The sequence below is a fragment of the Qipengyuania sp. JB2-7 genome (assembly GCF_055693485.1).
This window is the reverse complement of record NZ_CM146335.1, coordinates 2,754,553-2,776,095: the sequence shown is the minus strand read 5'-3', so window position 1 is coordinate 2,776,095 and position 21,543 is coordinate 2,754,553. Positions and strand designations below refer to the sequence as shown.

The 21,543-nt window shown below is 57.0% G+C and carries 21 protein-coding genes and 1 pseudogene; 8 read left to right on the top strand and 14 right to left on the bottom strand.

Annotated elements, in window-relative coordinates:
* Nucleotides 1–276 precede the first annotated feature (276 nt).
* The 5 genes from ACZ1GM_RS13950 to dapB all read right to left on the bottom strand — a co-directional run bounded on the left by ACZ1GM_RS13950 (nt 277) and on the right by dapB (nt 4,128).
* Nucleotides 277–687 (bottom strand): hypothetical protein, encoded by a 411-nt coding sequence (locus ACZ1GM_RS13950; protein ID WP_472676979.1) that lies wholly within the window; start codon nt 685–687, stop codon nt 277–279.
* 85 nt (nt 688–772) lie between these two features.
* A complete protein-coding gene (locus tag ACZ1GM_RS13945) occupies nt 773–1,780 on the bottom strand; it encodes an acyltransferase family protein (RefSeq protein ID WP_472676978.1) in 1,008 nt (335 codons plus the stop codon).
* 108 nt (nt 1,781–1,888) lie between these two features.
* A complete protein-coding gene (gene nth / locus ACZ1GM_RS13940) occupies nt 1,889–2,539 on the bottom strand; it encodes an endonuclease III (protein ID WP_472676977.1) in 651 nt (216 codons plus the stop codon).
* Between the two features lie 38 nt (nt 2,540–2,577).
* Nucleotides 2,578–3,390 carry an ion transporter gene (locus ACZ1GM_RS13935; RefSeq protein WP_472676976.1) on the bottom strand — a complete coding sequence of 271 codons (813 nt, stop codon included), beginning with the start codon at nt 3,388–3,390 and terminating at the stop codon, nt 2,578–2,580.
* Nucleotides 3,391–3,399: 9 nt separating this feature from the next.
* Nucleotides 3,400–4,128 (bottom strand): 4-hydroxy-tetrahydrodipicolinate reductase, encoded by a 729-nt coding sequence (gene dapB / locus ACZ1GM_RS13930; RefSeq protein WP_472676975.1) that lies wholly within the window; start codon nt 4,126–4,128, stop codon nt 3,400–3,402.
* Between the two features lie 47 nt (nt 4,129–4,175).
* On the opposite strand from dapB, the gene ACZ1GM_RS13925 reads away from it, so the two are divergent.
* A complete protein-coding gene (locus tag ACZ1GM_RS13925) occupies nt 4,176–4,892 on the top strand; it encodes an NAD-dependent deacylase (RefSeq protein ID WP_472678584.1) in 717 nt (238 codons plus the stop codon).
* A gap of 103 nt (nt 4,893–4,995) precedes the next feature.
* On the opposite strand, the gene ACZ1GM_RS13920 is transcribed toward ACZ1GM_RS13925, so the two are convergent.
* The 5 genes and pseudogenes from ACZ1GM_RS13920 to mutM form a co-directional block, all read right to left on the bottom strand.
* Nucleotides 4,996–5,403 (bottom strand): YidH family protein, encoded by a 408-nt coding sequence (locus tag ACZ1GM_RS13920; protein ID WP_472676974.1) that lies wholly within the window; start codon nt 5,401–5,403, stop codon nt 4,996–4,998.
* Nucleotides 5,396–6,171: pseudogene (locus ACZ1GM_RS13915) on the bottom strand (HesA/MoeB/ThiF family protein). The gene ACZ1GM_RS13920 and the pseudogene ACZ1GM_RS13915 overlap by 8 nt, the downstream one beginning before the upstream one ends.
* Before the next feature lie 191 nt (nt 6,172–6,362).
* Entirely contained in the window at nt 6,363–7,826 is a 1,464-nt protein-coding gene (gene dnaA / locus ACZ1GM_RS13910) for a chromosomal replication initiator protein DnaA (protein ID WP_472676973.1), read from the bottom strand.
* Nucleotides 7,827–8,281: 455 nt separating this feature from the next.
* Nucleotides 8,282–8,542 (bottom strand): 30S ribosomal protein S20, encoded by a 261-nt coding sequence (gene rpsT / locus ACZ1GM_RS13905; protein WP_472676972.1) that lies wholly within the window; start codon nt 8,540–8,542, stop codon nt 8,282–8,284.
* 255 nt (nt 8,543–8,797) lie between these two features.
* Nucleotides 8,798–9,613 carry a bifunctional DNA-formamidopyrimidine glycosylase/DNA-(apurinic or apyrimidinic site) lyase gene (gene mutM / locus ACZ1GM_RS13900; RefSeq protein ID WP_472676971.1) on the bottom strand — a complete coding sequence of 272 codons (816 nt, stop codon included), beginning with the start codon at nt 9,611–9,613 and terminating at the stop codon, nt 8,798–8,800.
* Nucleotides 9,614–9,736: 123 nt separating this feature from the next.
* On the opposite strand from mutM, the gene ACZ1GM_RS13895 reads away from it, so the two are divergent.
* The 4 genes from ACZ1GM_RS13895 (at nt 9,737) to dut (ending at nt 14,464) form a co-directional block, all read left to right on the top strand.
* Nucleotides 9,737–10,468 carry a class I SAM-dependent methyltransferase gene (locus ACZ1GM_RS13895; protein WP_472676970.1) on the top strand — a complete coding sequence of 244 codons (732 nt, stop codon included), beginning with the start codon at nt 9,737–9,739 and terminating at the stop codon, nt 10,466–10,468.
* 3 nt (nt 10,469–10,471) lie between these two features.
* The gene (ubiB, locus tag ACZ1GM_RS13890; protein WP_472676969.1) at nt 10,472–12,034 is read left to right on the top strand and encodes a 2-polyprenylphenol 6-hydroxylase; all 1,563 of its coding nucleotides are present in this window, start codon (nt 10,472–10,474) and stop codon (nt 12,032–12,034) included.
* 233 nt (nt 12,035–12,267) lie between these two features.
* A complete protein-coding gene (locus ACZ1GM_RS13885; protein WP_472678583.1) occupies nt 12,268–14,010 on the top strand; it encodes a bifunctional phosphopantothenoylcysteine decarboxylase/phosphopantothenate synthase in 1,743 nt (580 codons plus the stop codon).
* Nucleotides 14,003–14,464 (top strand): dUTP diphosphatase, encoded by a 462-nt coding sequence (gene dut / locus ACZ1GM_RS13880; protein ID WP_472676968.1) that lies wholly within the window; start codon nt 14,003–14,005, stop codon nt 14,462–14,464. Before ACZ1GM_RS13885 ends, dut begins: the two co-directional genes overlap by 8 nt.
* 76 nt (nt 14,465–14,540) lie before the next feature.
* Here the strand turns inward: dut and ACZ1GM_RS13875 are convergent, their stop codons facing one another.
* The 4 genes from ACZ1GM_RS13875 to secB all read right to left on the bottom strand — a co-directional run bounded on the left by ACZ1GM_RS13875 (nt 14,541) and on the right by secB (nt 18,758).
* Nucleotides 14,541–15,281: a DUF4136 domain-containing protein gene (locus ACZ1GM_RS13875; protein ID WP_472676967.1), complete on the bottom strand. Its 741-nt coding sequence runs from the start codon at nt 15,279–15,281 to the stop codon at nt 14,541–14,543.
* A gap of 146 nt (nt 15,282–15,427) precedes the next feature.
* Nucleotides 15,428–16,486, bottom strand: a complete 1,059-nt coding sequence (gene trpS / locus ACZ1GM_RS13870; protein WP_472676966.1) for a tryptophan--tRNA ligase — start codon at nt 16,484–16,486, stop codon at nt 15,428–15,430.
* Nucleotides 16,487–16,509: 23 nt separating this feature from the next.
* Nucleotides 16,510–18,081, bottom strand: coding sequence for a murein biosynthesis integral membrane protein MurJ (gene murJ / locus ACZ1GM_RS13865; protein WP_472676965.1), 1,572 nt, complete (start codon nt 18,079–18,081; stop codon nt 16,510–16,512).
* A gap of 134 nt (nt 18,082–18,215) precedes the next feature.
* Nucleotides 18,216–18,758, bottom strand: a complete 543-nt coding sequence (gene secB, locus ACZ1GM_RS13860; RefSeq protein WP_472676964.1) for a protein-export chaperone SecB — start codon at nt 18,756–18,758, stop codon at nt 18,216–18,218.
* Nucleotides 18,759–19,032: 274 nt separating this feature from the next.
* Between secB and ACZ1GM_RS13855 the strand changes: the two genes are divergently transcribed.
* The 3 genes from ACZ1GM_RS13855 to ACZ1GM_RS13845 are packed head-to-tail and all read left to right on the top strand — an operon-like array spanning nt 19,033 to nt 21,536.
* Nucleotides 19,033–19,689 carry a Tim44/TimA family putative adaptor protein gene (locus tag ACZ1GM_RS13855; RefSeq protein WP_472676963.1) on the top strand — a complete coding sequence of 219 codons (657 nt, stop codon included), beginning with the start codon at nt 19,033–19,035 and terminating at the stop codon, nt 19,687–19,689.
* 33 nt (nt 19,690–19,722) lie between these two features.
* Complete coding sequence (mltA, locus tag ACZ1GM_RS13850) at nt 19,723–20,979, top strand: murein transglycosylase A (protein WP_472676962.1); 1,257 nt, start codon at nt 19,723–19,725, stop codon at nt 20,977–20,979.
* Nucleotides 20,976–21,536 (top strand): Smr/MutS family protein, encoded by a 561-nt coding sequence (locus ACZ1GM_RS13845; RefSeq protein ID WP_472676961.1) that lies wholly within the window; start codon nt 20,976–20,978, stop codon nt 21,534–21,536. Before mltA ends, ACZ1GM_RS13845 begins: the two co-directional genes overlap by 4 nt.
* Nucleotides 21,537–21,543 lie beyond the last annotated feature (7 nt).

Here is a 21,543-nt window from a genome sequence, read left to right as displayed (position 1 = left end):
GATGGTCGTTCATTCGAATACGACTGTATGATTGAAGGCAACCTAATTAGGACTCGCATGATAAACGAGGGTGGACCAGGAACTGGGCCGGGCGCTTGGTCCGGGCGTGGATCAAAACTTACCTTCGAGCTCGAAGGTCGCACAGTGAACGTTAGCGAGGTTTTCTTCGATGGTTCGAGCGACTCAGGATCATATAATTTCTAATCGACCATCGCCCCCTTGGCGCCTTCAGCACTTTTCTAAAGCTGTGCAGATCGGTGTCCCAATCAGATCAGGTCACTCCGCCATCATATCCTTATCGCGGTCGACATACTCAATCGGCACAAATTTGCCGAGGCCGCAGCCTGCGCCGCGCCTGATCGATCCGCCAAAATTCTCCAGCACATAAACAATCTGCGGCGAGCAAAGCTGGTCGCCGCGCACATCATACGTGATTGCTTCATGCACATCGAGTGAGGGGCAATTGCGCGGCAATGTGTTGCGGTAAGTTGTTCCGCCGGTCACGGTAAAGTCGATCGTGCGCTTGTCGTGAACGACCGAGGATCGGATGCGCGATGCCGAGATGCAGGTTTCCGGTTCCCCCACCACGCTCGCCGCAGGGGCCTTGCTCACAAACTCGCGCGGCTCCTCTGTTGGGGCGCAGGCGATTGCCAGACAAGGCAGGATTGGCAGAATGGTGTTACGCATGGTGGGTCTCCTTCAGACCAGCCACAATATCACGATCGCTCCTGAACCGCTGATTTCTTCCACGCGGAAGAAGTCGTGATCCCTCTTACCGCTGGCTGGCGGGCGTCGGCTCGACCAGCTTCTCGCCCCATTTTCGAAGCGCTGAACGACATGGGCGCTCAAGCAGGATCAACGCCAGATGCGACACCGCGAACAGGATGGCGAACCGTAGGGGTAGCTCGAACATGGTGGGTAGCTCGGTCAGGTATATCTTGTTGGTCAGCACCTGAACCGGGCGATGCAACAGATACATACCAAATGATACTTCGCCGAGCCAAACAGCCACCGGCACACTGAGCATGCGGTTGGCCCAGCAATCGCCCGCCGCCATGGAGGCAAGCACGATACCCGCGCAGGCGATCAGCGCCCATGGGTTAATGTAAATCTCGCGATAGATGCCGTATTGCGCGGCAACGATGTAGACCACACCATACATCGCCAGGGCAGCCAAGAGCGCCACATGCGCCCATTTCTTGTTCATTGTGCTGACGTCGTCAGTCACCAGCGCGATGAAAATTCCCAGCGCGAAGACCTGAATGTAGCCAAAGATATTGATGAAATCGTTGTTTTCGAAGGTCAGCGTTGCCCATATCAGGCCAGCGGCAAACGTGCCTGCGGCCAGCCATCGGCTGTGTCCGACTTTGCTGGTGAGCCACCAGAAAAGCACAAACAGGAAATAGAACTGAAACTCGACGCAGATCGTCCAGATCGTCATGTTCGAGCCGTATAGCAGCAAGTGATCATCCACCTGCCAGGTTTTCAGCTCGAAAATATTGGCTTCGGGTATCGCAATATTGATCAGAGCTGTCGCGACTACGACAAATGCAAATAAGGGATATACACGCGCAAACCGAGCGCTGATGTAAAGCCAGACAGACCGCGCATCGAACTGCTTGGGCAAATACAGTTTGCCCATCAAAAATCCGCTCAGCACGAAGAACAATACGACGCCCAGCCCGGTGGAGCCGGGAAAGCCATAATGGCCGACCACTACGGTCATGGCGGCCATGCCGCGCAGACCATGCAATGGCTTGATGAGTTCGCCCTGTGTCATTTCGCGCGTATCGCCCCTCCTCGAGCAGCTGCACCGTATATTTCAGTGCGATTTTTGGTCAATATAATGACCCGGCGTATCATTGTGGGCCAAGAGCGTGGCAGGATGTTATCGGCCCTTGGGCGCCTCCAGCACTTTCTTCCTGAAGCTGCACAGATCGGTCAGCTGGCAACGCCAGCATTCCGGCGTTCTCGCTTTGCAGACATAGCGGCCATGCAGGATCAGCCAGTGGTGCGCGTGCAGGCGAAAGGGCTGAGGCACGCGTTTTTCAAGCTTTGCCTCAACCTGCTCAGGCGTCTTTCCCTTGGCCAGGCCTGTGCGGTTGCCGACGCGCAGAATATGCGTGTCGACCGCAAAGGTTTCCTGCTTGAACCAGCAATTGAGCACGACATTGGCGGTTTTTCGCCCCACGCCGGGCAGCCGCACCAGATCCTCGCGTATGTCAGGAACCTCGCTGCCATACTCATCAATCAGCAGCTGGCTCAATGCGATGACATTCTTCGCCTTGGAGTTGAACAATCCGATGGTTTTGATGTGGCCGATCAGCCCCTCCAGCCCGAGGTCGAGCATTTGCTGCGGCGTTTTGACCTTCGTAAAAAGCGCGCGCGTCGCCTTGTTCACCCCGACATCGGTTGCCTGAGCAGACAAGGCAACAGCCACCACCAGCTGATAGGCGTTGCCATATTCCAGCTCGGTTTCCGGCTCGGGATTATCCTCGGCCAGTCGGCGAAAAAATTCAAAGATCTGATCTTTTGTCATTGTCTAGGAATCATCTGGTGGGGGTCATCGGAAATGTGTCATGATGGCGTTTCAGGATCCTCATCTTCGCATGCCTCCCGCAATGCCTCACGCTGGCGCTGCATGCCATCGCTAAATGCGGCCGCCAGAATACCGGTGGGCAGCGCGACCAATGCAATCCCCGCCAATGCCACTGCTCCGGCAACAATCTTGCCTTCGGGCGTTAGCGGCGAGACATCACCATAGCCAACCGTCGTCAGCGTGATGACCGCCCACCAGAGCGCACGCGGGATCGACCCGAATTCTTCTGGCTGAACTGACCCCTCCAGCCAATACAGCGCCGTCGCACCGCCAAGGATCAAAAAGCAGGCAATGCCAAGTGTGATCAGCAGATCATAGCGCCGCTCATAGACTGAGAGGATGATCATATTGAGCGCACGAGAAAAGCGCGTGAGCCGCGCAAGTGCCAGGATCCGGAACACCCTGAGCAATCGCAGGAATGCAGAGTTTTCGAAAATCAGCGGCAGGAATATCGAGGCAATGATAAACAGGTCGAGGATTGCGAGCGGCGAAGCGATGAATCTCAGCCTTTTCTGTGTAGCCGTCCCTTCACCTGCCTCTTCGGGTGCGGTCCAGACACGAAGCAGAAACTCAACAACAAAGACGGTTCCGGCGACCATTTCGAACCAGAAAAAATCGCTCCCATACTTTTGCTGAAGCGCGGGTTCAGTGCGTAGAATCGCAACCGCTGTGGCACCCAGCACAAGCAACACGATCACTTTATTGAAGTTCGACAGCCCCTCAATATTGCGCGCACGCGGATCGATCTCTTGATACAGACGCGCGCGGAGGGTTGGTGCTATCTCACTCATAAACTGTGCTTATAAGTCAAGCACATCGTTCATTGTGTAGCGCCCTGGCGGCTTGCCGATCATCCAGCTTGCGGCCTTGATTGCACCACGTGCGAAGATCAGGCGGTTTTCGGCATTGTGTGTCAACGTGATGCGTTCGTGCTCGCCCGCAAAGATCGCTGAATGCTCACCCGCGACAGTGCCGCCGCGCAAAGCGGCAAAGCCAATTACGCCTTCCTTGCGCGCGCCGGTCATGCCGTCACGCCCGCTCTCGGTATTGTCGGTCAGCGAAATGCCGCGCCCCTCCGCTGCCGCGATTCCGAGTATTTTGGCTGTACCCGATGGCGCATCAACTTTGTGGCGGTGATGCATCTCAACGATTTCGATGTCCCAATCGGGGCCGAGCTTTTCCGCAGCGCGATGGACCAGGTGGGCTAATAACTGCACGCCGAGTGACGTGTTACCGGTCTGTAAAACAGGCACATGCTCCGCCGCCGAATCGATGGCGCGATGATGGGCGTCTTCCAGTCCTGTGGTGCCGACCAGAATGGGGATGCCGCCTGCCCTTGCTGCTTCAAGGTTCGCAGCCAGCGCATCAGGTGTCGAGAAATCAACCAATGTATCGGCGTTGGTTGCCAGCGCTGTCACATCATCGCCATGGTCTGCGCCACCCGCGCTCGTATGCGGATCGCCATCGAGCAGGCTGGCAATCGCCTGTCCCATGCGCCCCTGGCTGCCGATGATCCCGATTTGCGCCATTGCTTTCCCCATTGCATTCAGGAGTGTCTCAGTGCTTCATGGCGCGCATGACCGATATTCGCAACATCGTGGTGCTTACCGGCGCGGGAATTTCAGCGGAAAGCGGGATTGATACGTTTCGCGATGCCGGCGGCCTTTGGGAACAGCATCGGGTCGAGGATGTCGCAACGCCTGAGGGGTTTGCGAAGAATCCCGATCTTGTGCTCGGATTTTACGACATGCGGCGCGCGGCGCTTTCAAAGGTTGAGCCCAACGATGCGCATCGTGCTTTGGCGCGCCTTGATCGGGAGTTTTCAGGCGAACTGCTGATCGTCACTCAGAATGTTGATGACCTGCATGAACGGGCTTGTTTAGAAATGAGCGGCACGCAGAACGTGCTGCATATGCATGGCGAGCTGAAGAGCGCTCTGTGTACCTCCTGCGAAATGCGCAACCCTTGGCATGCGACCATGAGTGATCGCCCGCCTTGCCCGATATGTCAGGCGCCCACCTTGCGGCCTGATGTCGTTTGGTTTGGCGAGATGCCGTATCAGATGGAACGGATCTATTCTGCGCTGCGCAATGCGGATCTGTTCGTCAGCATAGGCACATCAGGCGCGGTCTATCCGGCGGCCGGCTTTGTGCGCGAAGCGAGCGAGATGGGTGTCGCCACGCTGGAGCTCAATCTGGAGCGGTCAGAAGGTTCGCAATGGTTCGACGAATCGCGACAAGGTAAGGCGAGTGCGCTCGTGCCGCAGTGGGTGGATGAGGTCTTGGGATTGTAGTGCGTTAGCCAAGCCACCCGCGCCCTCCGCCCTTCCACCCGGAGCCTACCGGGACACTATCCGGGTGGAAGGGCGGAGGGCGCGGGTGGCTTGGCTTTAAAAGCTATGAATCGGGAAACTCCATCAACCAGATCGCGATGGCCAGTGACGCGCTGGCAATGGCCATGAACGCAGCGATCAATTTAAGGTTAGTGCCCTCAATTGGTTCTGCCTCATGCGAGCGTAATCGCTCCTGAACCCGACACCCATTTCTTTGCGCTGCCCAAAAGACGAAAATCCCGATCACGATGAAAATAGTGGCAATAAGCTTCGGAATCCAAACGGGCTCCAGTTTGCCGAACAGAGCATTGAAACCCAGACCGATGCCAACCGCGGCAAGCCCGGTGCGCATCCAACCGGCAAAGGTACGCTCATTGGCCATAATCGTGCGGTCTTCGGCCCAATCGGTCCGATCCTCGGCAAGATCAGTGCGTTCTTCAGCGAGATCGTTTTTTCCAGAATTCTCAGCCATCAGTGGTTCCGCATCCTTTACACGCTGCATCTTTCGCGATCCGGAATGATCGCAAGGCAGGCTTCAGCCCGTCATGCAAATGCACCATACCCCATTGTGGATCCCCTAAGCTGGTAACTCCGTTCAACAACACTCGGATTGCGTGCATCGCGGCGAAGCTGGCGGTCCAACCCGCCATTGCGCCTAACATCCCATCCTCAGCGCAAGTGTCGCAATCCTCGGCATCGAACGCATCACCAACAAAACAACGGTAGCAGGCCTGGTCCGGCAAATGGCCGGCAAAGGCACCGACCTGACCCTGAAAACGTCCGACAGCTGCGCTGACAAGTGGCACGCCTGACGTAACACACGCATCAGAGACCGCTAGCCGGGTTGCAAAGTTGTCTGTCCCGTCAATGACGAGGTCAACATCTTCAATGATCGCGGCAACATTGGCACTATCAATACGCGCGTCGGAGATCGTCACATCAATCGCGTCGTCAAAGTTTGCAAGCCATCGGCGCGCGCTCGTTGCCTTGCCATGGCCGACGTCGCGGTTGGTAAAAATGGTCTGTCGCTGAAGGTTGCTGACATCTACGACATCATCATCGACGAGAGTTAACTGTCCGATCCCGCTCGCCGCGAGATATTGCAGTGCGGGCGAGCCAATCCCCCCAGACCGATCAGCACAACATGCGACTGGACCAGCTTTGCCTGACCTGCGCCGCCAATTTCGGGCAGCACAATATGCCTTGCGAAGCGCTCCAATCTGGCAGGGGATAACGTCATGAACAGCCTGTTGGCATCATGTGCATTGGCTGTCGATAGGGCTGTTGATGGGTCGGTGGCTAAGCCGTTGATTTGGTGTTGAGTAGCCTAGCCGCCCGCGCCCTCCACCCTTTCACCCGGATAGTGTTCCGGTAAACACCGGGTGGAAGGGTGGAGGGCGCGGGCGGCTAGGCTAGGCCGAGAGAAAACCCCTAACTCTCAAGCTGCCGCAACAGGCTGCGCACATCGCCATCCATATCCGCATCGCGCGTGCGCAAATCCTCAATCAGACGAACTGCGTGGATAACCGTTGAATGATCGCGACCGCCAAATTTGCGGCCAATCTCTGGATAAGAACGCGGCGTGAGCACTTTTGAGAGATACATTGCCACCTGACGCGGGCGCACCACAGCGCGCGCTCGGCGCTTGGACGACATCTCGCTACGGTCAATCCGATAGAACTGGCAGACCGTACGCTGAATCTCGTCAATCGTGATGCGGCGACGATTGGCCGAGAGGATATCGGTAAGCTGTTCTTCCGCTAGCTGCAGAGAGACCTCTTGGCCGGTAAGCTGCGCATAGGCGATCAGCTTGTTTAGGCCCCCGACCAGTTCACGCACATTGCGCGTGATTGTGCGGGCGAGGAAATCGATCACATCATCGGGAACGGCCAACGGCGCGAACCGGGTGAGTTTTGATTCCAGAATTTTGCGGCGCAGCTCAATATCGGCCGCCTGAATGTCAGCGACAAGGCCCATAGACAGTCGGCTCAGCAGACGTGGCTCAACGCCGTCCAAGGCTTGCGGTGCGCGATCAGCGGCGAAGACCAGTCGTTTGCCTTCTGCCAGAAGTGCATCGATTGTGTAGAGCAGCTCTTCCTGAGCGCTGGCCTTGCCAATGATGAATTGAATGTCGTCAACCAACAGAAGATCGAAACTGCGCAGCCGCGCCTTGAACTCAATCATCTGGTTGAGCTTCAGCGCCTGCACGAACTCGACCATGAACCGCTCAGCTGAACAGTAAAAAATCCGCGCACGTGGATGGGCCTGAAGATAGGCATGGCCGATGGCGTGTAGCAGGTGCGTCTTGCCCTGACCTGTCGCAGCCTTGAGATAGAGCGGAGAGAATTGCGGTGCCTCAGGTGCACCCATCCGTTGCGCCGCGTTGCAGGCGAGAATGTTTGCCTCACCGGTAACGAATGCCGCAAAGGTCAATGACGGGTCGAGCCCGACGCTAGAGGTAAATCCGGCATCCCCCAATGTGTCAGCAGAGATCGCCATCATTGATGTGTCCGCGCCGTCATTGGCGGGCAAGCGACTGTCAGAATGCATAGACAGGTCAGCGACTTGGCGACGACCTGGGTGAACACAAATGTTCACATGGCGTACTTCGCTACGTGCGATTTTCCAAGCGAGTGCCAGACGATCAGCGAATCGATCTTTCACCCAATTGGCCGAAAATTCGGTTGGCAGATAAAGCTCTAGTGTGCCGGTTTCCTTGTCGATTGCCCCGACTCGGATCGGCTTGATCCACTGGCTGTGAAGCTGATGGCCGAGGTCCTTACGCAGCCCCTGGCTAATGTCCGCCCAATCGACCGCGAGATTAACCGCTTCGGCATCCTCCATCAAATCTTCCCGCCCTTTTTTCTTCATGCCGCTACCGCCGATTCTTGTCATTATTGCGCAATCCATCTCACGCGGCGCGCCAAGGCACGCCGCATCAAACCCAAACCCAAGCGTTCAGAGCAAGTCTTCCCCAAGCACGCCAGACGTCTTTGTCCAGCATGTTCCCCCAAGCGCCAAAACTGTGAATTCCGATGCTGTCCGTCATCAGAAGGTGCTGCAGTTATGCCGTGCTGGAGAAAGAGAGCAAGGGGGTGCGATGAAATAAAATAGAAATATTTCAGTTGACTCAGCGCAAACCCGCAGGGGTGCGTTCATGCCTTTGAAAACGCGATAGTTTCGCAAAAGTTAACGCGCGAATCGTGGAAAATGCTGGGTTTAATGCAGCGCACAATGACGCCAACGAGGTGGTTTGACGTCGGGCATGCAAAAGGGCCAACACTCATCAGTGTCGGCCCCTTACAAATCAGCGCCTCAAAGTGCCTAAAAAGCACCCGGAAAGCAGCGAATCAGAGTGAAGCGACTCGCTTCGTCAGGCGGCTTAGCTTTCGCGACGCTGTGTTCTTGTGCATCACACCGCGTGCCACACCGCGAGCCAATTCAGGCTGAGCGGCTTTAAGGGCCTCTGCAGCCGCTTTCTTGTCACCATTGGTGCAGGCGGTCTCAACGTCTTTGACGAATGAGCGAATTCGGCTCATCCGGGCGCCGTTGATTTCTGCCCGGCGTGCGTTGCGACGAATTCGCTTTTTTGCTTGCGGCGTATTGGCCATGTCTGTCCTTGCTTCGGGTCATCTTGTGATGACCGATCGATCTGAATCAAAATTGCGTAAAACGGCGGCGGACCGCTCGAAAGCGCGCCACATAAGCGGGCTGATGCATTTGGTCAAGGATTCGGTTTGGTTGGTTTCTGATGCGTTAGCCGAACCGCCCGCGCCCTCCACCCTTCCACCCGGAGCCTACCGGGATACCATCCGGGTGGAAAGACCGAGGGCGCGGGTGGCTAAGGCCCACCAAAACCAAGTCTCTTACTTTTGACACTTTGGGCAGAACCAAGTGCTGCGCCCTCCTTGGGTGAAGCGACGGATGGTGCCACCATCATCCCGCCGACACCCTTCCCCCTCGCGACCATAGACATCGAAACGGGTGGCGAAATAGCCAAGTTCGCCATCAGGCTGCGCAAAATCACGCAGTGTTGAGCCGCCATCCTCGATCGACTGAGTGAGGACCTCTTGAATTGCGGGAACAAGCCGCTGCAATTGCGGCCTAGTGACTTTGCCACCAGCTTTGCGTGGGTGAATGCCCGCACGCCACAGCGCCTCGCACACATAAATGTTGCCGAGTCCGGCCACGACTCTTTGATCGAGAAGCAAGAGCTTGATCGCCTGAGCGCGGCCTTTGGTCGCCTCTCGTAGCCAACTTGCTGTCAGAGCAGACCCAAGTGGTTCGGGGCCGAGTGCCGCGAAGGCTGGCCATTGGTCGAGGGTGGCTTTTGAAACCAAGTCGACAGAGCCAAAGCGGCGCGGATCATTCAGGGCGAAGTGATTGTTCGCTGTTTCGATGATGAGATGGTCGTGTTTTTCGGCCTCAGCTGGGTCGATCCGCCACCTGCCACTCATACCGAGATGAAAGACCATCACTTGATCGCGATTGGTATGGATCAGGCCATACTTGGCGCGGCGCGATAGTCTCAAGACTTGTGATCCGGTCAACGCCTGAACAAGATCGGGCGGAAACGGACGCCGCAAATCGGGTCGGTTCACGGCCACGCGCGTGATCGTTGCACCATCCATAAAGCGAGCGAGTCCGCGAACGGTAGTTTCTACTTCGGGAAGCTCTGGCATTTCTGTTCGGCTCGCAAATGCAAGGGTAACGGCGACAGCTTTCGGATGATGCCGAAAAGGGCGCAACACAGATGCGCTTTAACACCCTTTGCGCCGCTGACAATTCCCACTAAGGCGAGCCACATGAGCGATACAGTTTCCTTTGGCTACGAAGACATCACCCCGGACGAGAAGACCAGGCGGGTTGGAGGGGTGTTTTCCAGCGTTGCTGGTAAATATGACATCATGAATGACCTGATGTCGGGCGGCATGCATCGGCTTTGGAAAGATCGCTTCGTCAAGCGGGTGAAGCCACAGCCGGGGGAGGCCATTCTGGATATGGCCGGCGGTACTGGCGATATCGCGTTCCGCATGGCCGCTCGTGAAGCCGAAGTCACGGTTGCCGATATCAACCAGGATATGCTGGACGTGGGCATTGAACGGGCCATGGATCGCGGCATTGAGGGGCTATCTTGGTCTTGTCAGAACGCCGAGCAGCTAAGCTACCCCTCCCGAACATTTGACGCCTACACTATTGTTTTCGGTATTCGGAACGTGACTCATATCGATAAGGCATTGGCAGAGGCGCACCGTGTCTTGGACTATGGCGGTCGGTTCTTCTGCATGGAATTTTCGAGCACGGAATGGACTGGTTTCAAACAAATATACGATGTCTATTCGCACAAGGTCATGCCGCAAATGGGTAAGATGATTGCGCAAGATGAAGACAGCTATCGCTATCTCGCTGAATCGATCCGCCGCTTTCCCAAAATGCCGATGTTTGAGCAGATGATCCGGGATGCGGGCTTTGTGAACACGCGGGTTGAGCCGATCTTTGGCGGTGCGGTGGCGATCCATTCAGGCTGGAAAATCTAGCGCGTGACAAGGCCTGCAACGCATATCTGGCGGCTCCTTAAGTGGGGCCGGACGCTGGCGCGACACGGCGCTTTGCGCGGGATCGAGAATGACCCAAACACGCCGCGACCGGTGAAACGACTGGCTCGGGTCGCACGCTTCGGGACGTTTCAGCCCAAGACGCCTGATTATGCGGGGGCTTTTCGTGCGATTGGCCCAGCTGCGATCAAACTGGGCCAATCGCTCGCAACGCGGCCTGATTTGGTCGGCGAAGAAGCGGCAAACAACCTTTTGACATTACAAGATAACCTGCCGCCGGTTCCGTTTGCGGAAATTGAGGCGGCGGTGCAGGCGACTTTCGATCAGCCACTGTCGGCGTTGTTTTCGCATATTGAACCAGAGCCGGTTGGCGCCGCCTCAATTGCGCAAGTTCATCGCGCCGTGACCAGTGATGGCCGTGACGTTGCGTTAAAGGTACTTCGTCCCGGCATTCGTGAGCAGTTTGAGAAAGACATTCAGACGTATGAATGGGCCGCTGCACATCTTGAGGCGCTGGGCGGTGAAGAGGCGCGGCGTCTGCGTACGCAACTAACCATTGCCAATTTCAAGCGTTGGACCAATCGCGAATTGGACTTGCGACGCGAAGCCGCCTCCGCATCGGAGCTCGCGGAAAATATGGCGAGCGTCGAGGGTTATGAGATTCCTGCGATTGATTGGGACCGCACCAATGGCCGTGTGATGACCATTGAGTGGATCGACGGGATCAAAATCTCGGAAAATGCCAAGCTGGAAGCGGAGGGTCACAACCTCCCAGAGCTGGCCGGGCGGCTGGTACTGACCTTCCTGAAACAGGCAATCAGCGCGGGATACTTTCACGCCGATATGCATCAGGGCAATCTGTTCGTGAAAGATGACGGCACAATCGTTGCTATCGACTTTGGGATTATGGGCCGCATTGATTTGCGCGCTCGCCAGTGGTTGGCGGAGATCCTGTATGGCCTCACGACAGGCAATTATCGCCGGGTCGCCGAGATCCATTTCGAAGCGCAATATGTGCCGAGCCATCACAATGTGGGCGAGTTTGCAACGGCGCTGCGGGCAGTAGGTGAACCTATGCGCGGCAAGCCTGTCAGCGAGTTGAGCGTCGGCCAGATGCTTGATGGCTTGTTTGCCATAACGCGCGATTTCGACATGCAAACACAGCCACATTTGCTGCTGCTCCAAAAAACGATGGTGATGGTTGAGGGGATTGCGACGCAGCTCAACCCTGACATCAATATGTGGGATACCTCTGCGCCTTATGTGCGCAGTTGGATCCGAGATGAGCTGGGGCCGGAATCAGCCATCGCTGACCGCGTTCGCGAGGATGCCGAAACGCTATTGCGCATCCCAGATCTGGTGCGCCGGATCGAGGATCGCTTTCCGCCCAAAGGCGGAGCCCCAGAACCGCCACCGGTTCCAGAGGTTGAGCTGATGTGGGAGCGAAAGGCGAAATCCAACGGAAATGGGGTGCTCGGCTATCTCATTGCAGCCGCGATTGGCGCTGGCGCGAGTTGGCTGGCCATGGCGCAAGGCTGGTTCGGCTAAGCGTTAACGCCGCTTCTCCTCGCATTAACCATAGCGCTTATCTGTCCGTAGACCATGTTGTGCTTAACGCATGCTTTCGCGCGACGCGTGATGTGTGCCGCACCCTCGCATGCATCAAGACGCTGGAATTACGGGGTAGGGGGCGCTAGCAAGCGCTGGATGGAACAATGGGAATGCACTCGCCAGTGCGTATCACAGACGCAGCGGACAATACCGACGATGCCGGTGCGCGGATGAGCGGTCCGCGTATCCTGCTAGTCGTGGGCGGCGGCATCGCTGCTTACAAGGCATGCGAATTGGTGCGTCTGATCCGCAAGGCTGGCGGCGATGTCACCTGCGTAGTGACCGAGGGTGGGCAGCAATTTGTGACCCCGATGGCGCTCGCCGCGCTCAGCGAAAACAAAGTTTACACCTCGCTCTTCGATCTCAAAGACGAGGTCGAGATGGGCCATATCCAGCTATCGCGCGAGGCGGATTTGGTCGTGGTGTGTCCTGCAACGGCTGATCTGATGGCCAAGATGGCTGCGGGCATCGCCGATGATTTGGCCACAACTCTCGTGCTTGCAACTGATAAGCCTGTTTTGACCGTTCCAGCCATGAACGTGCGCATGTGGGAGCATGAAGCGACGCAGCGTAATGCCGAATGGCTGCGTCAGGCCGGTGTGCATGTAATGGATCCGGATGAAGGGGCGATGGCGTGCGGCGAGTTTGGCCCGGGCCGTCTGCCGGAACCGCCCGCTATTTTGGCTGCAATTGCCGAAGCACTCGATATGGATATCGATGTACCCGAACTGCCCGCACCTTCGCAGCAGGTGATCAATGGATCGGCCAAGGTAGAGCTCACCGAAGCTGAGCCAGAGCCGTTCGAGCAAGAGAGTGAAGAGGAAGTCGAGGAAGACAGTGGCAGCGGGCTGGGTGGTCTGTTGTCGTCAATAATTTCACGCTCTACGAAAAAACGCTCCCATGAAGAAATCGAGGAAGAGCTGGAGAGCCTGCCAGAGCTTGATCCCGCCGACGCCGAAGAGTTTGTCGACTTACCGCGTGATGACGAAGGCGCTGGTGAAGACGGAACTTTGCCGGAGCCTAGCCTTGATGGGCCGCTGCTCGCTAAGAAGGGCAGTGCCAATTCCGCGCCGCCAACTGATCCCGAGGCCATCAATCACGAGGTGGCGAAGAAGGGCGCTGCGGCTATGCCGCAGCCGATTGCTGGTGATAGGCAGAGTATCTCTGTTGCAGGGCCAACTGAGCAAGACCCGCTGGCTGGACAACCGGAATTTGATCCCGATCCAAAACATCGCCCGCTATACGGCAAACACGTTGTCATCACCGCTGGCCCAACTTGGGAGCCAATCGATCCGGTTCGCTACATCGCCAATCGTTCGAGCGGTAAGCAAGGCTTTGCCATTGCCGCAATGGCCGCAGCGGCAGGCGCGCGTGTGACTTTGGTGGCTGGGCCAGTGCATTTACCAACGCCAGTGGGCGTTGATCGGATTGATGTCGAAAGCGCGCGCGAAATGGCCGATGCGGTGAAGAACTCGCTGCCAGCAGATGCAGCGTTCATGGTTGCGGCTGTCGCCGATTGGCGTACGCGCGATGTTTCAGCAGAGAAAATGAAGAAGCGCGGGTCAGCGCCTCCTGCCCTTATCCTTGAAGAGAACCCGGATATTCTTGCGAGTGTCTCGGCAGGCAAGAAACGACCGCAACTGGTCATTGGCTTTGCCGCAGAAACCGAGAATGTCCTCGAAAACGCGAAGAATAAGCGCAAGCGCAAGGGCGCTGACTGGATCATCGCCAATAATGTCACCGACACCGGCGATGGCGGCGTGATGGGCGGCGACATGAATCAGGTTCAGGTTGTGACCAGCGAAGGCGTTGAGAAACTGGAAGAAATGCCCAAGGAAGATGTTGCGCGCGAGCTGGTCAAGCGTGCCGCCGCGGCACTGGCGGGCGATGGTGATGATGAGAGTGATGACTGAGGCAGTTGGCGTACAGATTAAGCGACTGCCCAACGGTGCAGGGCTGGATATGCCAGCTTACGCGACCGCCGGCGCAGCGGGGATGGATGTTGTCGCGGCGGAGGCGATCACTCTACTGCCGGGCGATCGCCAAGCTGTGGCAACAGGTTTCGCGATGGCGATCCCGGATGGGTATGAGATTCAGGTGCGGTCGCGTTCCGGCTTGGCGCTTAAACATGCTGTGACTGTGCCCAACACACCGGGCACAATCGATTCCGATTATCGCGGCGAGTTGAAGGTCATCATGATCAACCACGGCACGGCCAGCTTTGCGATTGAACGTGGCGACCGGATCGCACAATTGGTATTGGCCCCGGTCGTTCAGGCCCATTGGCTGGAAGTTGACGAGCTTGATGAGACTGCACGCGGTGCGGGTGGTTTTGGCTCAACAGGCGGCCACGCAAACCTAGTTTGAGTTTACGAGCTTCGGGCAAAGAAAAAGGCGAGCCCTCTCAGGCCCGCCTTCTCGGTGATTTTTCTAAGCGCGGTGATCAATCAATCCGCCGCACTTTCGTTTTTTCGGGTGCGATGGAAATGCGCAGTGTCTCGCCTGAATTTCCAGGGAAATCGGTGAACATCGCCTCGACCAGATTGGGTACCAGGTGCTGCAAACGGTTTGAACGCGACAGCGCCTCTGCCTTGCCTTCGAAAAGGCGTTCGCCGGTTGCTGTACGATCAATTTTCAGCTCAATGTCGCTATTGAATACGGTATAGCTGCGAACTTCCGGCCCGCCAAAAAATGGGTCGTGAAATCCATAGCCCCAACTACGCCCATAAAAGCGCGAGCGGTACAGGCCTAGACGTGAGCGATAGAATCGGCCCCGGCGAAAACCATGCCATGGGCTGAAGAAGGGATCATAAAAGCCAGAGCCATAACCGCCAGTGGTCCGTACTCGCTCGCGGCCCTTGTCGACACCATAATCAAATCGGACGAGCAAAGTCGCCTCTTCAGGTGCTGCCTCTGAATAGCCCAAGCGCGCCATTTGCGCCTCGACCAAATCGGCATATTGACCAAACTCAAGGCCACCCGCCAATTTGGGATCATCCGCGACAACAGCAAAAGTCTCTCCAGTCGGCGCTGGTAATTGCGATTGGAACCGCTGAACATCAGCTTTGAAAGGTGTGGCACAGGCGGCGAGGCCGACAAGTAACAGCGGAACGGAGGCCAATTTTAGCGAGCGCCCCCAACCCTTTGACCCGGCGCTAGCCTCGGCCTTTTTACGGGTGGTCATGATCAGTCCTTTCGTAGCAAACCCGACTCATAAAAGCGCGGTATCACCGTCCTCCTCAATGACGCCAGCCTTGCATAAATGTGTGTTCGGCAATGAACCGAGTTTGAATATTGAGCCTTGCCTGCTCAATTTTATGTTAAATTTCTTTAATTCCGTAGCAGGCCGAGCGCGCGATATGTGTCGGCCAGCGTTGGCGCCGCCAGCTCACGCGCCTTTGCTGCGCCTTGGGCAAGAATGGCATCCAGCGCTTCGCGATCTTCCATCAGCTGTGTGAAGCGCTGCGTGATTGGGGCCAGAGTTTCGACCATCAATTCGCCCAAAGCGGGCTTGAACTTGCCAAAGCCCTCTCCGCCATAATCAGCCAGCACGTCCGCCAAGCTGCATTCTTTCAGCGCAGCATAGATTGTGACCAGATTCAGCGCTTCCGGGCGATCGTCAAGACCTTCCGTGTCGCTGGGCAGTGCCTCCGGATCTGTCTTTGCCTTCTTGATCTTGCGCATCATGGTGTCGGCATCATCGGACAGGTTAATCCTGCTCATTTCAGACGCATCGGACTTACTCATTTTGGATGAACCATCGCGCAAGCTCATGATCCGCGCCGCCTCGGGCGGCACGATAGGTTCGGGCAGAGTGAAGACAGGTGCTTCCTCTGATGCAAAGTCATTGTTGAACTTTTGCGCGATGTCGCGAGCCAGCTCCAAATGCTGCTTCTGATCATCGCCGACAGGCACGTGAGTCGCCTGATACAGCAGCACGTCCGCCGTTTGCAGCACCGGATAGCCGAACAAAGCCACGCTCGCGCCCTCACGGTTCTTGCCTGCTTTGTCCTTCCATTGGGTCATCCGATTCAACCAACCCATCCGCGCCGTACCGCCGAGCAGCCACTGCATTTCAGCATGGGCGGGGACCTGCGCGTGGTTGAACAAGATGGATTTGCTGGGGTCGATTCCGCACGCGACAAGTGCCGCCGTCATCTCGAGCGTCCCCGCGTACAGTTCCGCCGGATCATGCGGCATCGAGATTGCATGCAGATCAGCGAGGAAGAATAGGCACTGGTTCTTTTGTGCGCTACTCCCGCCTTCCGCTACTTTAACGCTGTTGCTAGCTTCCATCTCGTCCTGCATTTTTACCCAATTGCGGATGGCGCCTAGATAATTGCCAAGATGCAGATTGCCCGTAGGCTGAATTCCGGAAACGACACGCATTGTATGTACTCTGAGTTTTGGAGTTAGGCTTGGCGGCGCATCAGCCGTGCTAGGGTGGCTTTGTCAAGCACACCGAGAACAATCGCTGCAAGACCATAGGTTACGATACCGATGCCCAGAATAGCTACGATGCCGCCCGCTTGCTCGACAATACTCCCAGCGAACCAGCTTTCGATCTGGGTCATTAGCCACCAGAGCGCGGCGCCCATTACCGCTGATGCGATGGCAATTCGCACAAGACGAAACGCGATGCGTCCCGGCATGCGAAAGTAGTTTTTGCGATAGAGAATTGCCGTCAACAGGACGATGTTGAACCACGCGCCCATCGCGCCTGCAATGGCAAGGCCAAGCACGCCATATTCCGGGACCAGCTGGATGTTGAGACCGATGGTCACAATCAAAGACAATGCGGCAGTAATCACTGGCGTGCGTGTGTCCTTGCGGGCGAAGAAGTTTGGCGTCAGCACTTTGACCAGCACATAAGCGGGTAGGCCGATAACAAGTCCGGAGACCACGGTCCCCGTGATCGCAGCATCTTCCGGGGTGAATGCCTGCCCGGTCATAAACACGCGAACGAATGCGCGCCCGGTAAAGAACAAAGCGACCGCACATGGGAGCGTCAGCAGCATCGCTAGTTCAATAGCGTTGGATTGGAGGCGTGCTGCTTCCTCTGGCTCTTCGCGTGACAAGTGGCGGGACAGAGCGGGCAGGATCGCAGTACCCAGCGCAATGCCGATGATTCCGAGCGGTAGCTGATTCCATCGATCAGCCATAGCCAGATACACGTAACTGCCAACCTCCAAAGTGGAGAGGAAAAACAAGTCGACGAACCTGCTGATCTGATAAATTCCTGCGCCGAATATAGCAGGCACAACAAGCACGCCCAGTTCTTTCACACCGCTGGTCATGCGCGGGGCGACGAGTGACAAGCGGAAACCGGCCTTGCGCATCCAAAAGCCTAGCCAGACAACCTGCAAGAATCCCGAAGTCGACAGCGCCACTGCCATCCAAAAGGCCGCATCGCGCCGGGCGAGAATACCTGGTTCGAGCGATGCGCCATAAACCAATGCGACAATCAAGCAGATGTTGAGCAGGATAGGCGCCGCTGCGGCCGCCGCGAAGCGCGATAGCGAGTTGAGCACTGCCGCAAATAATGTCGCGACGCTCATAAACATCAAATAGGGGAATGTGATGCGCCCCATCTGTACCGCGATGGCGAGGCTGTCTGCATCTCGCGACAATCCATCAGGGGCGAAATAGTCCACCACCCACGGCATTGCCATCATCGCCAGGCCGCCAAAAACAATCAGGATCGGCAACAAGACGGCCATGACATTTTCGGCGAACTGGCGGGCCTCGCTGTGATTGCCGTCCTCTTTCATACGGCGATTGAAGAGCGGCACGAAGGCGCTGGCGAACGCACCCTCCGCAAACAATCGGCGGAAGATGTTGGGTAGCATGAAGGCGAGCTGCCAAGCATCGCCCATCGCGGTCGCGCCAAGCACGCGCGCAACCAATATATCGCGGACAAAGCCAAACACACGGCTGACGGCTGTCAGGCCGCCAATCGTGCCAACATTCTTAAGCAGGCTCATCGGTAAAGGCCCACGAAGTTCCTCCGTTCGTGCTGAGCCTGTCGAAGCACCGCACTTTTTCGATCACGGTGCTAAGAGTAAAAGCGACCCTTCGACAAGCTCAGGGTGACCGCAAGGTGGAAAACTGCGCTCTTCTAGGCGTTGCCGACATCGCCGCCAGCGGGCGCTGCTGCGCCGCCCTGCTGCTCTTGTGCAACCTGCGCGATGCGTTGCTGATACAGTGCACCGAAATCGACCGGGTCCATCGTGAATGGCGGGAAGCCTGCGTCCCGCGTCGCATCAGAGATCACCCGGCGCGCAAATGGGAAGAGAAGGCGAGGGGCCTCGGCGTACAGAAACGCGTGCGCTTGCTGCTCAGGGATGTTCCGCAAACCTGCCAAGGCGCCATAGGACAACTCGACGAGATAGAATTTGCCCTTCTCGCCTGAAGCAGTGACGACGACTTTCAACTCGACCTCGTGGATCTCGTCATTCACCTTGTTCGCGCCAATATTTAGCTGCAGATCGATTTGCGGCTGATCAGTCCATTGAAACGCCTCTGGCGCGTTTGGATTTTCGACTGACAGATCTTTTACATATTGCGCAATGATGCCTGCGCTTGGCTGCGTGTCGGCGCCGTTCGCGCCAGCGGCTGGATCGGGATTGAGATCAGTCAGAACGCCGTCTTCTTCGGCCATGATAAAATACTTTCTTTGCTGTCTTTTGTTATGCGTGAGCTGAAACGTGTTTGCGCCCATGCGTTGCGGAGCGCGCCTAGCAGGTGCTTTGCGCAGCGGCAACATTGCTGATCCGCGATGAAACGGGCCTCAATTTCGCTCTATACCGGAGCAGTTGCGCGTTGTTCATTTGAATTTTGTTTCTATCTAGGGCAGGACATTGTTGGAAATCGGCTGGCGATTGTGCTCCACAGATCGAAGATACGGTACGAATCGTAATTTGCAGGTGCATGAAGTGATTTTCGAAATCGTCATTCTAGCCATGGTTGCAGCCTTTTTGGGGCTTCGTCTCTATTCTGTGCTCGGACGTCGGGCTGAACATGAGGAAGAGATCATCCCGCACCGCTTTGAGCGTAAAGAAGATGCTGCCGACGAGGATGAGCGTGTTGCGTCGCCAATGGGCAAGCCAGCGGTCTCGCTGGTGCAAAATTCCATGCCAGCAGGTGTTGAGGATGGTTTGCGCAATATCGCTGCGGCTGATGGGCGTTTTGATCTTTTGCCATTTATCGAAGGGGCCAAGGGCGCCTATGGCATGATCCTGGAGGCCTTCTGGGAGGGCGATAAAGAGACTCTGCGCGAGCTGTGCGATGATGACGTTTATGCCAGCTTTGAGGCTGCGATAGACGCTCGCGAGGCGGCAGGTGAGACGCTCGATAACAAGCTGATCCGTATCGAAGACGCGACCGTGAAGTTTGCAGAAATGGACGGTAGGGTCGCGCGCATCGCGGTTCTGTTCGTGTCTGATATTGCTGCTGTTACTCGCAATAAAGATGGCGATGTGATCGCCGGGTCGCTCGATGATGCGATTGAAAGCCGTGACATCTGGACGTTCATGCGCAACGTAGATGCCGCTGGTCCTGATTGGCGTCTTGATGAAACGGACGAAGGCTAAACAGCCTCCATTTTGACCGGGAGACAGCGCTGTATGCGGTTCGGTTCGAAACGTATGGCTGCGCTGTTTTCAGTGCTGTTGCTGGCGGGCTGTATCCGCTTGGTACCAGAGGGCGGTCGTGATCCAGGCCGGGCGCCTCTACCGCCAATTCCCACACAAACTGACGCTCCGACAAGGCCTGACCCGGCGCCTTCACCCAGGCCTGAACCAACCAGCGCAGCAATGGCTGGCGTTCGCGAGGGGCCACTTCCGGCCAGGCTCGGCTTTTCGCGCGATGATGCGGAGGCAGCGCTCAGTGCGTTTATCGAAACGTGCCCGCGACTGCTAAGCCGCGATGATCAGTCAGGTTTGACCCGGCCAGCCGATTGGAAGCAGGTTTGCGATGCCGCCCCACGCAACCGCGCGAATGCAGCGGAGTTTTTCACAGAGTATTTTGAAACCGCCATTGTCGGTTCGGGCGAGGCCTTCGCGACCGGATATTTTGAGCCCGAAATCCTGGGCAGCCGAACCCGACGCCCCGGCTACGACGTTCCCGTTTATCGTATGCCGCCAGATCTAAAGCGCGTTTGGCCTAACGATGTGCGCGATGGCGAGCGCACGGGTCGTGCGCCGCTTGGCCGGACCGATCTGAATGGTAACTATGCCGCTCCCTATTACGAGCGTGCGGAGATCGAAGCCGGCGCGCTCTCGGGAAGAAATCTAGAAATTGCCTGGGCTGCTGATCCAATCGAGTTTTTCTTTCTTCAAATTCAGGGATCAGGTCTTTTGCGGCTTCCCAATGGGGAGCTGATGCGGATTGGCTACGCTGGCCAGAATGGCCGCGAATATGTTGGTATTGGGCGCGTTATGCGTGACCGCGGCCTGATCGGCGACGGGCCGGGGCAATATTCTGGCTCAATGCAAGGGATTGTCCAATATTTGCGCGAGAACCCGCGTGACGGCGCGGATCTGATGCGGCTCAACAAGAGCTGGATATTCTTCAGAGAGCTCAACACTGACGGACCGCTTGGGTCACTTGGTGTGCCTGTTCGGCGTGAAAGCTCTGTCGCGGTCGATCCGCGCTTTGTTCCGTATGGTGCGCCGGTATGGCTCGATCTCGACCGCGACGTTGCAGATGGGTTGTGGGTCGCTCAGGATACCGGCGGCGCGATTAAAGGCCCCAATCGATTTGATACTTTTTGGGGCAACGGCGGCGATGCACGTGAAATTGCCGGTGGGATGAGCGGGCGCGGAAGGGCGCTGATCCTGTTGCCACGCGGGACGGTACAGCGCCTAAAAAATTCACAATGAAGCCGCCGCGGGGATTGAGCGAGGCCGAGGCCATCTTGTGGTCCAAGGTTACCGAAAGCGTGACGCCGCTCGATCGCAAGAAGCCGATGAGTCCAGCACCCCTTTTGGGCGGCAAGCCAGCAGAGACCGCTTCGCCCCCGCGCAAAACGCCGCCGCGTTCAATCCAGGCGACTGCGCGTCCAGTGGTGCCAACACAGCCGCGTCTGGCCAGTTCGGCGGGGCTTGATTCGCATTGGGAGCGCAAGATCAAGTCAGGCCGTTTGGAACCGGATTTCACGCTCGATATGCATGGGGCGGGGCTGGATGCAGCGCATAAGCGATTGATGCGCGGGATGGCGCAGGCTCGGGCGATGGGCGCACGTGTTGTGCTGGTGATTGCGGGAAAATCACGCCCGGTCGATCCCGCTGATCGCGGCGAAAAACGCGGAGCAATTCGCGCCAAGTTGCTCGATTGGCTTGCGGCGAGCGAGCACGGAAGTTCTATCGCTGCCATCCGCAAGGCGCATCGTAGCCATGGAGGTGATGGCGCTCTCTATGTCGTCTTGAGGCGCGGATAGAGCTACC

What these genes read in the sequence shown, in the direction of transcription:
- ACZ1GM_RS13950 (WP_472676979.1), bottom strand. Translation starts at nt 687, where the DNA reads ATGCGTAACACCATTCTGCCAATCCTGCCTTGTCTGGCAATCGCCTGC.
- ACZ1GM_RS13945 (WP_472676978.1), bottom strand. Translation starts at nt 1,780, where the DNA reads ATGACACAGGGCGAACTCATCAAGCCATTGCATGGTCTGCGCGGCATG.
- nth (WP_472676977.1), bottom strand. Translation starts at nt 2,539, where the DNA reads ATGACAAAAGATCAGATCTTTGAATTTTTTCGCCGACTGGCCGAGGAT.
- ACZ1GM_RS13935 (WP_472676976.1), bottom strand. Translation starts at nt 3,390, where the DNA reads ATGAGTGAGATAGCACCAACCCTCCGCGCGCGTCTGTATCAAGAGATC.
- dapB (WP_472676975.1), bottom strand. Translation starts at nt 4,128, where the DNA reads ATGGCGCAAATCGGGATCATCGGCAGCCAGGGGCGCATGGGACAGGCG.
- ACZ1GM_RS13925 (WP_472678584.1), top strand. Translation starts at nt 4,176, where the DNA reads ATGACCGATATTCGCAACATCGTGGTGCTTACCGGCGCGGGAATTTCA.
- ACZ1GM_RS13920 (WP_472676974.1), bottom strand. Translation starts at nt 5,403, where the DNA reads ATGGCTGAGAATTCTGGAAAAAACGATCTCGCTGAAGAACGCACTGAT.
- dnaA (WP_472676973.1), bottom strand. Translation starts at nt 7,826, where the DNA reads ATGACAAGAATCGGCGGTAGCGGCATGAAGAAAAAAGGGCGGGAAGAT.
- rpsT (WP_472676972.1), bottom strand. Translation starts at nt 8,542, where the DNA reads ATGGCCAATACGCCGCAAGCAAAAAAGCGAATTCGTCGCAACGCACGC.
- mutM (WP_472676971.1), bottom strand. Translation starts at nt 9,613, where the DNA reads ATGCCAGAGCTTCCCGAAGTAGAAACTACCGTTCGCGGACTCGCTCGC.
- ACZ1GM_RS13895 (WP_472676970.1), top strand. Translation starts at nt 9,737, where the DNA reads ATGAGCGATACAGTTTCCTTTGGCTACGAAGACATCACCCCGGACGAG.
- ACZ1GM_RS13885 (WP_472678583.1), top strand. Translation starts at nt 12,268, where the DNA reads ATGAGCGGTCCGCGTATCCTGCTAGTCGTGGGCGGCGGCATCGCTGCT.
- dut (WP_472676968.1), top strand. Translation starts at nt 14,003, where the DNA reads ATGACTGAGGCAGTTGGCGTACAGATTAAGCGACTGCCCAACGGTGCA.
- ACZ1GM_RS13875 (WP_472676967.1), bottom strand. Translation starts at nt 15,281, where the DNA reads ATGACCACCCGTAAAAAGGCCGAGGCTAGCGCCGGGTCAAAGGGTTGG.
- trpS (WP_472676966.1), bottom strand. Translation starts at nt 16,486, where the DNA reads ATGCGTGTCGTTTCCGGAATTCAGCCTACGGGCAATCTGCATCTTGGC.
- murJ (WP_472676965.1), bottom strand. Translation starts at nt 18,081, where the DNA reads ATGAGCCTGCTTAAGAATGTTGGCACGATTGGCGGCCTGACAGCCGTC.
- secB (WP_472676964.1), bottom strand. Translation starts at nt 18,758, where the DNA reads ATGGCCGAAGAAGACGGCGTTCTGACTGATCTCAATCCCGATCCAGCC.
- mltA (WP_472676962.1), top strand. Translation starts at nt 19,723, where the DNA reads ATGCGGTTCGGTTCGAAACGTATGGCTGCGCTGTTTTCAGTGCTGTTG.
- ACZ1GM_RS13845 (WP_472676961.1), top strand. Translation starts at nt 20,976, where the DNA reads ATGAAGCCGCCGCGGGGATTGAGCGAGGCCGAGGCCATCTTGTGGTCC.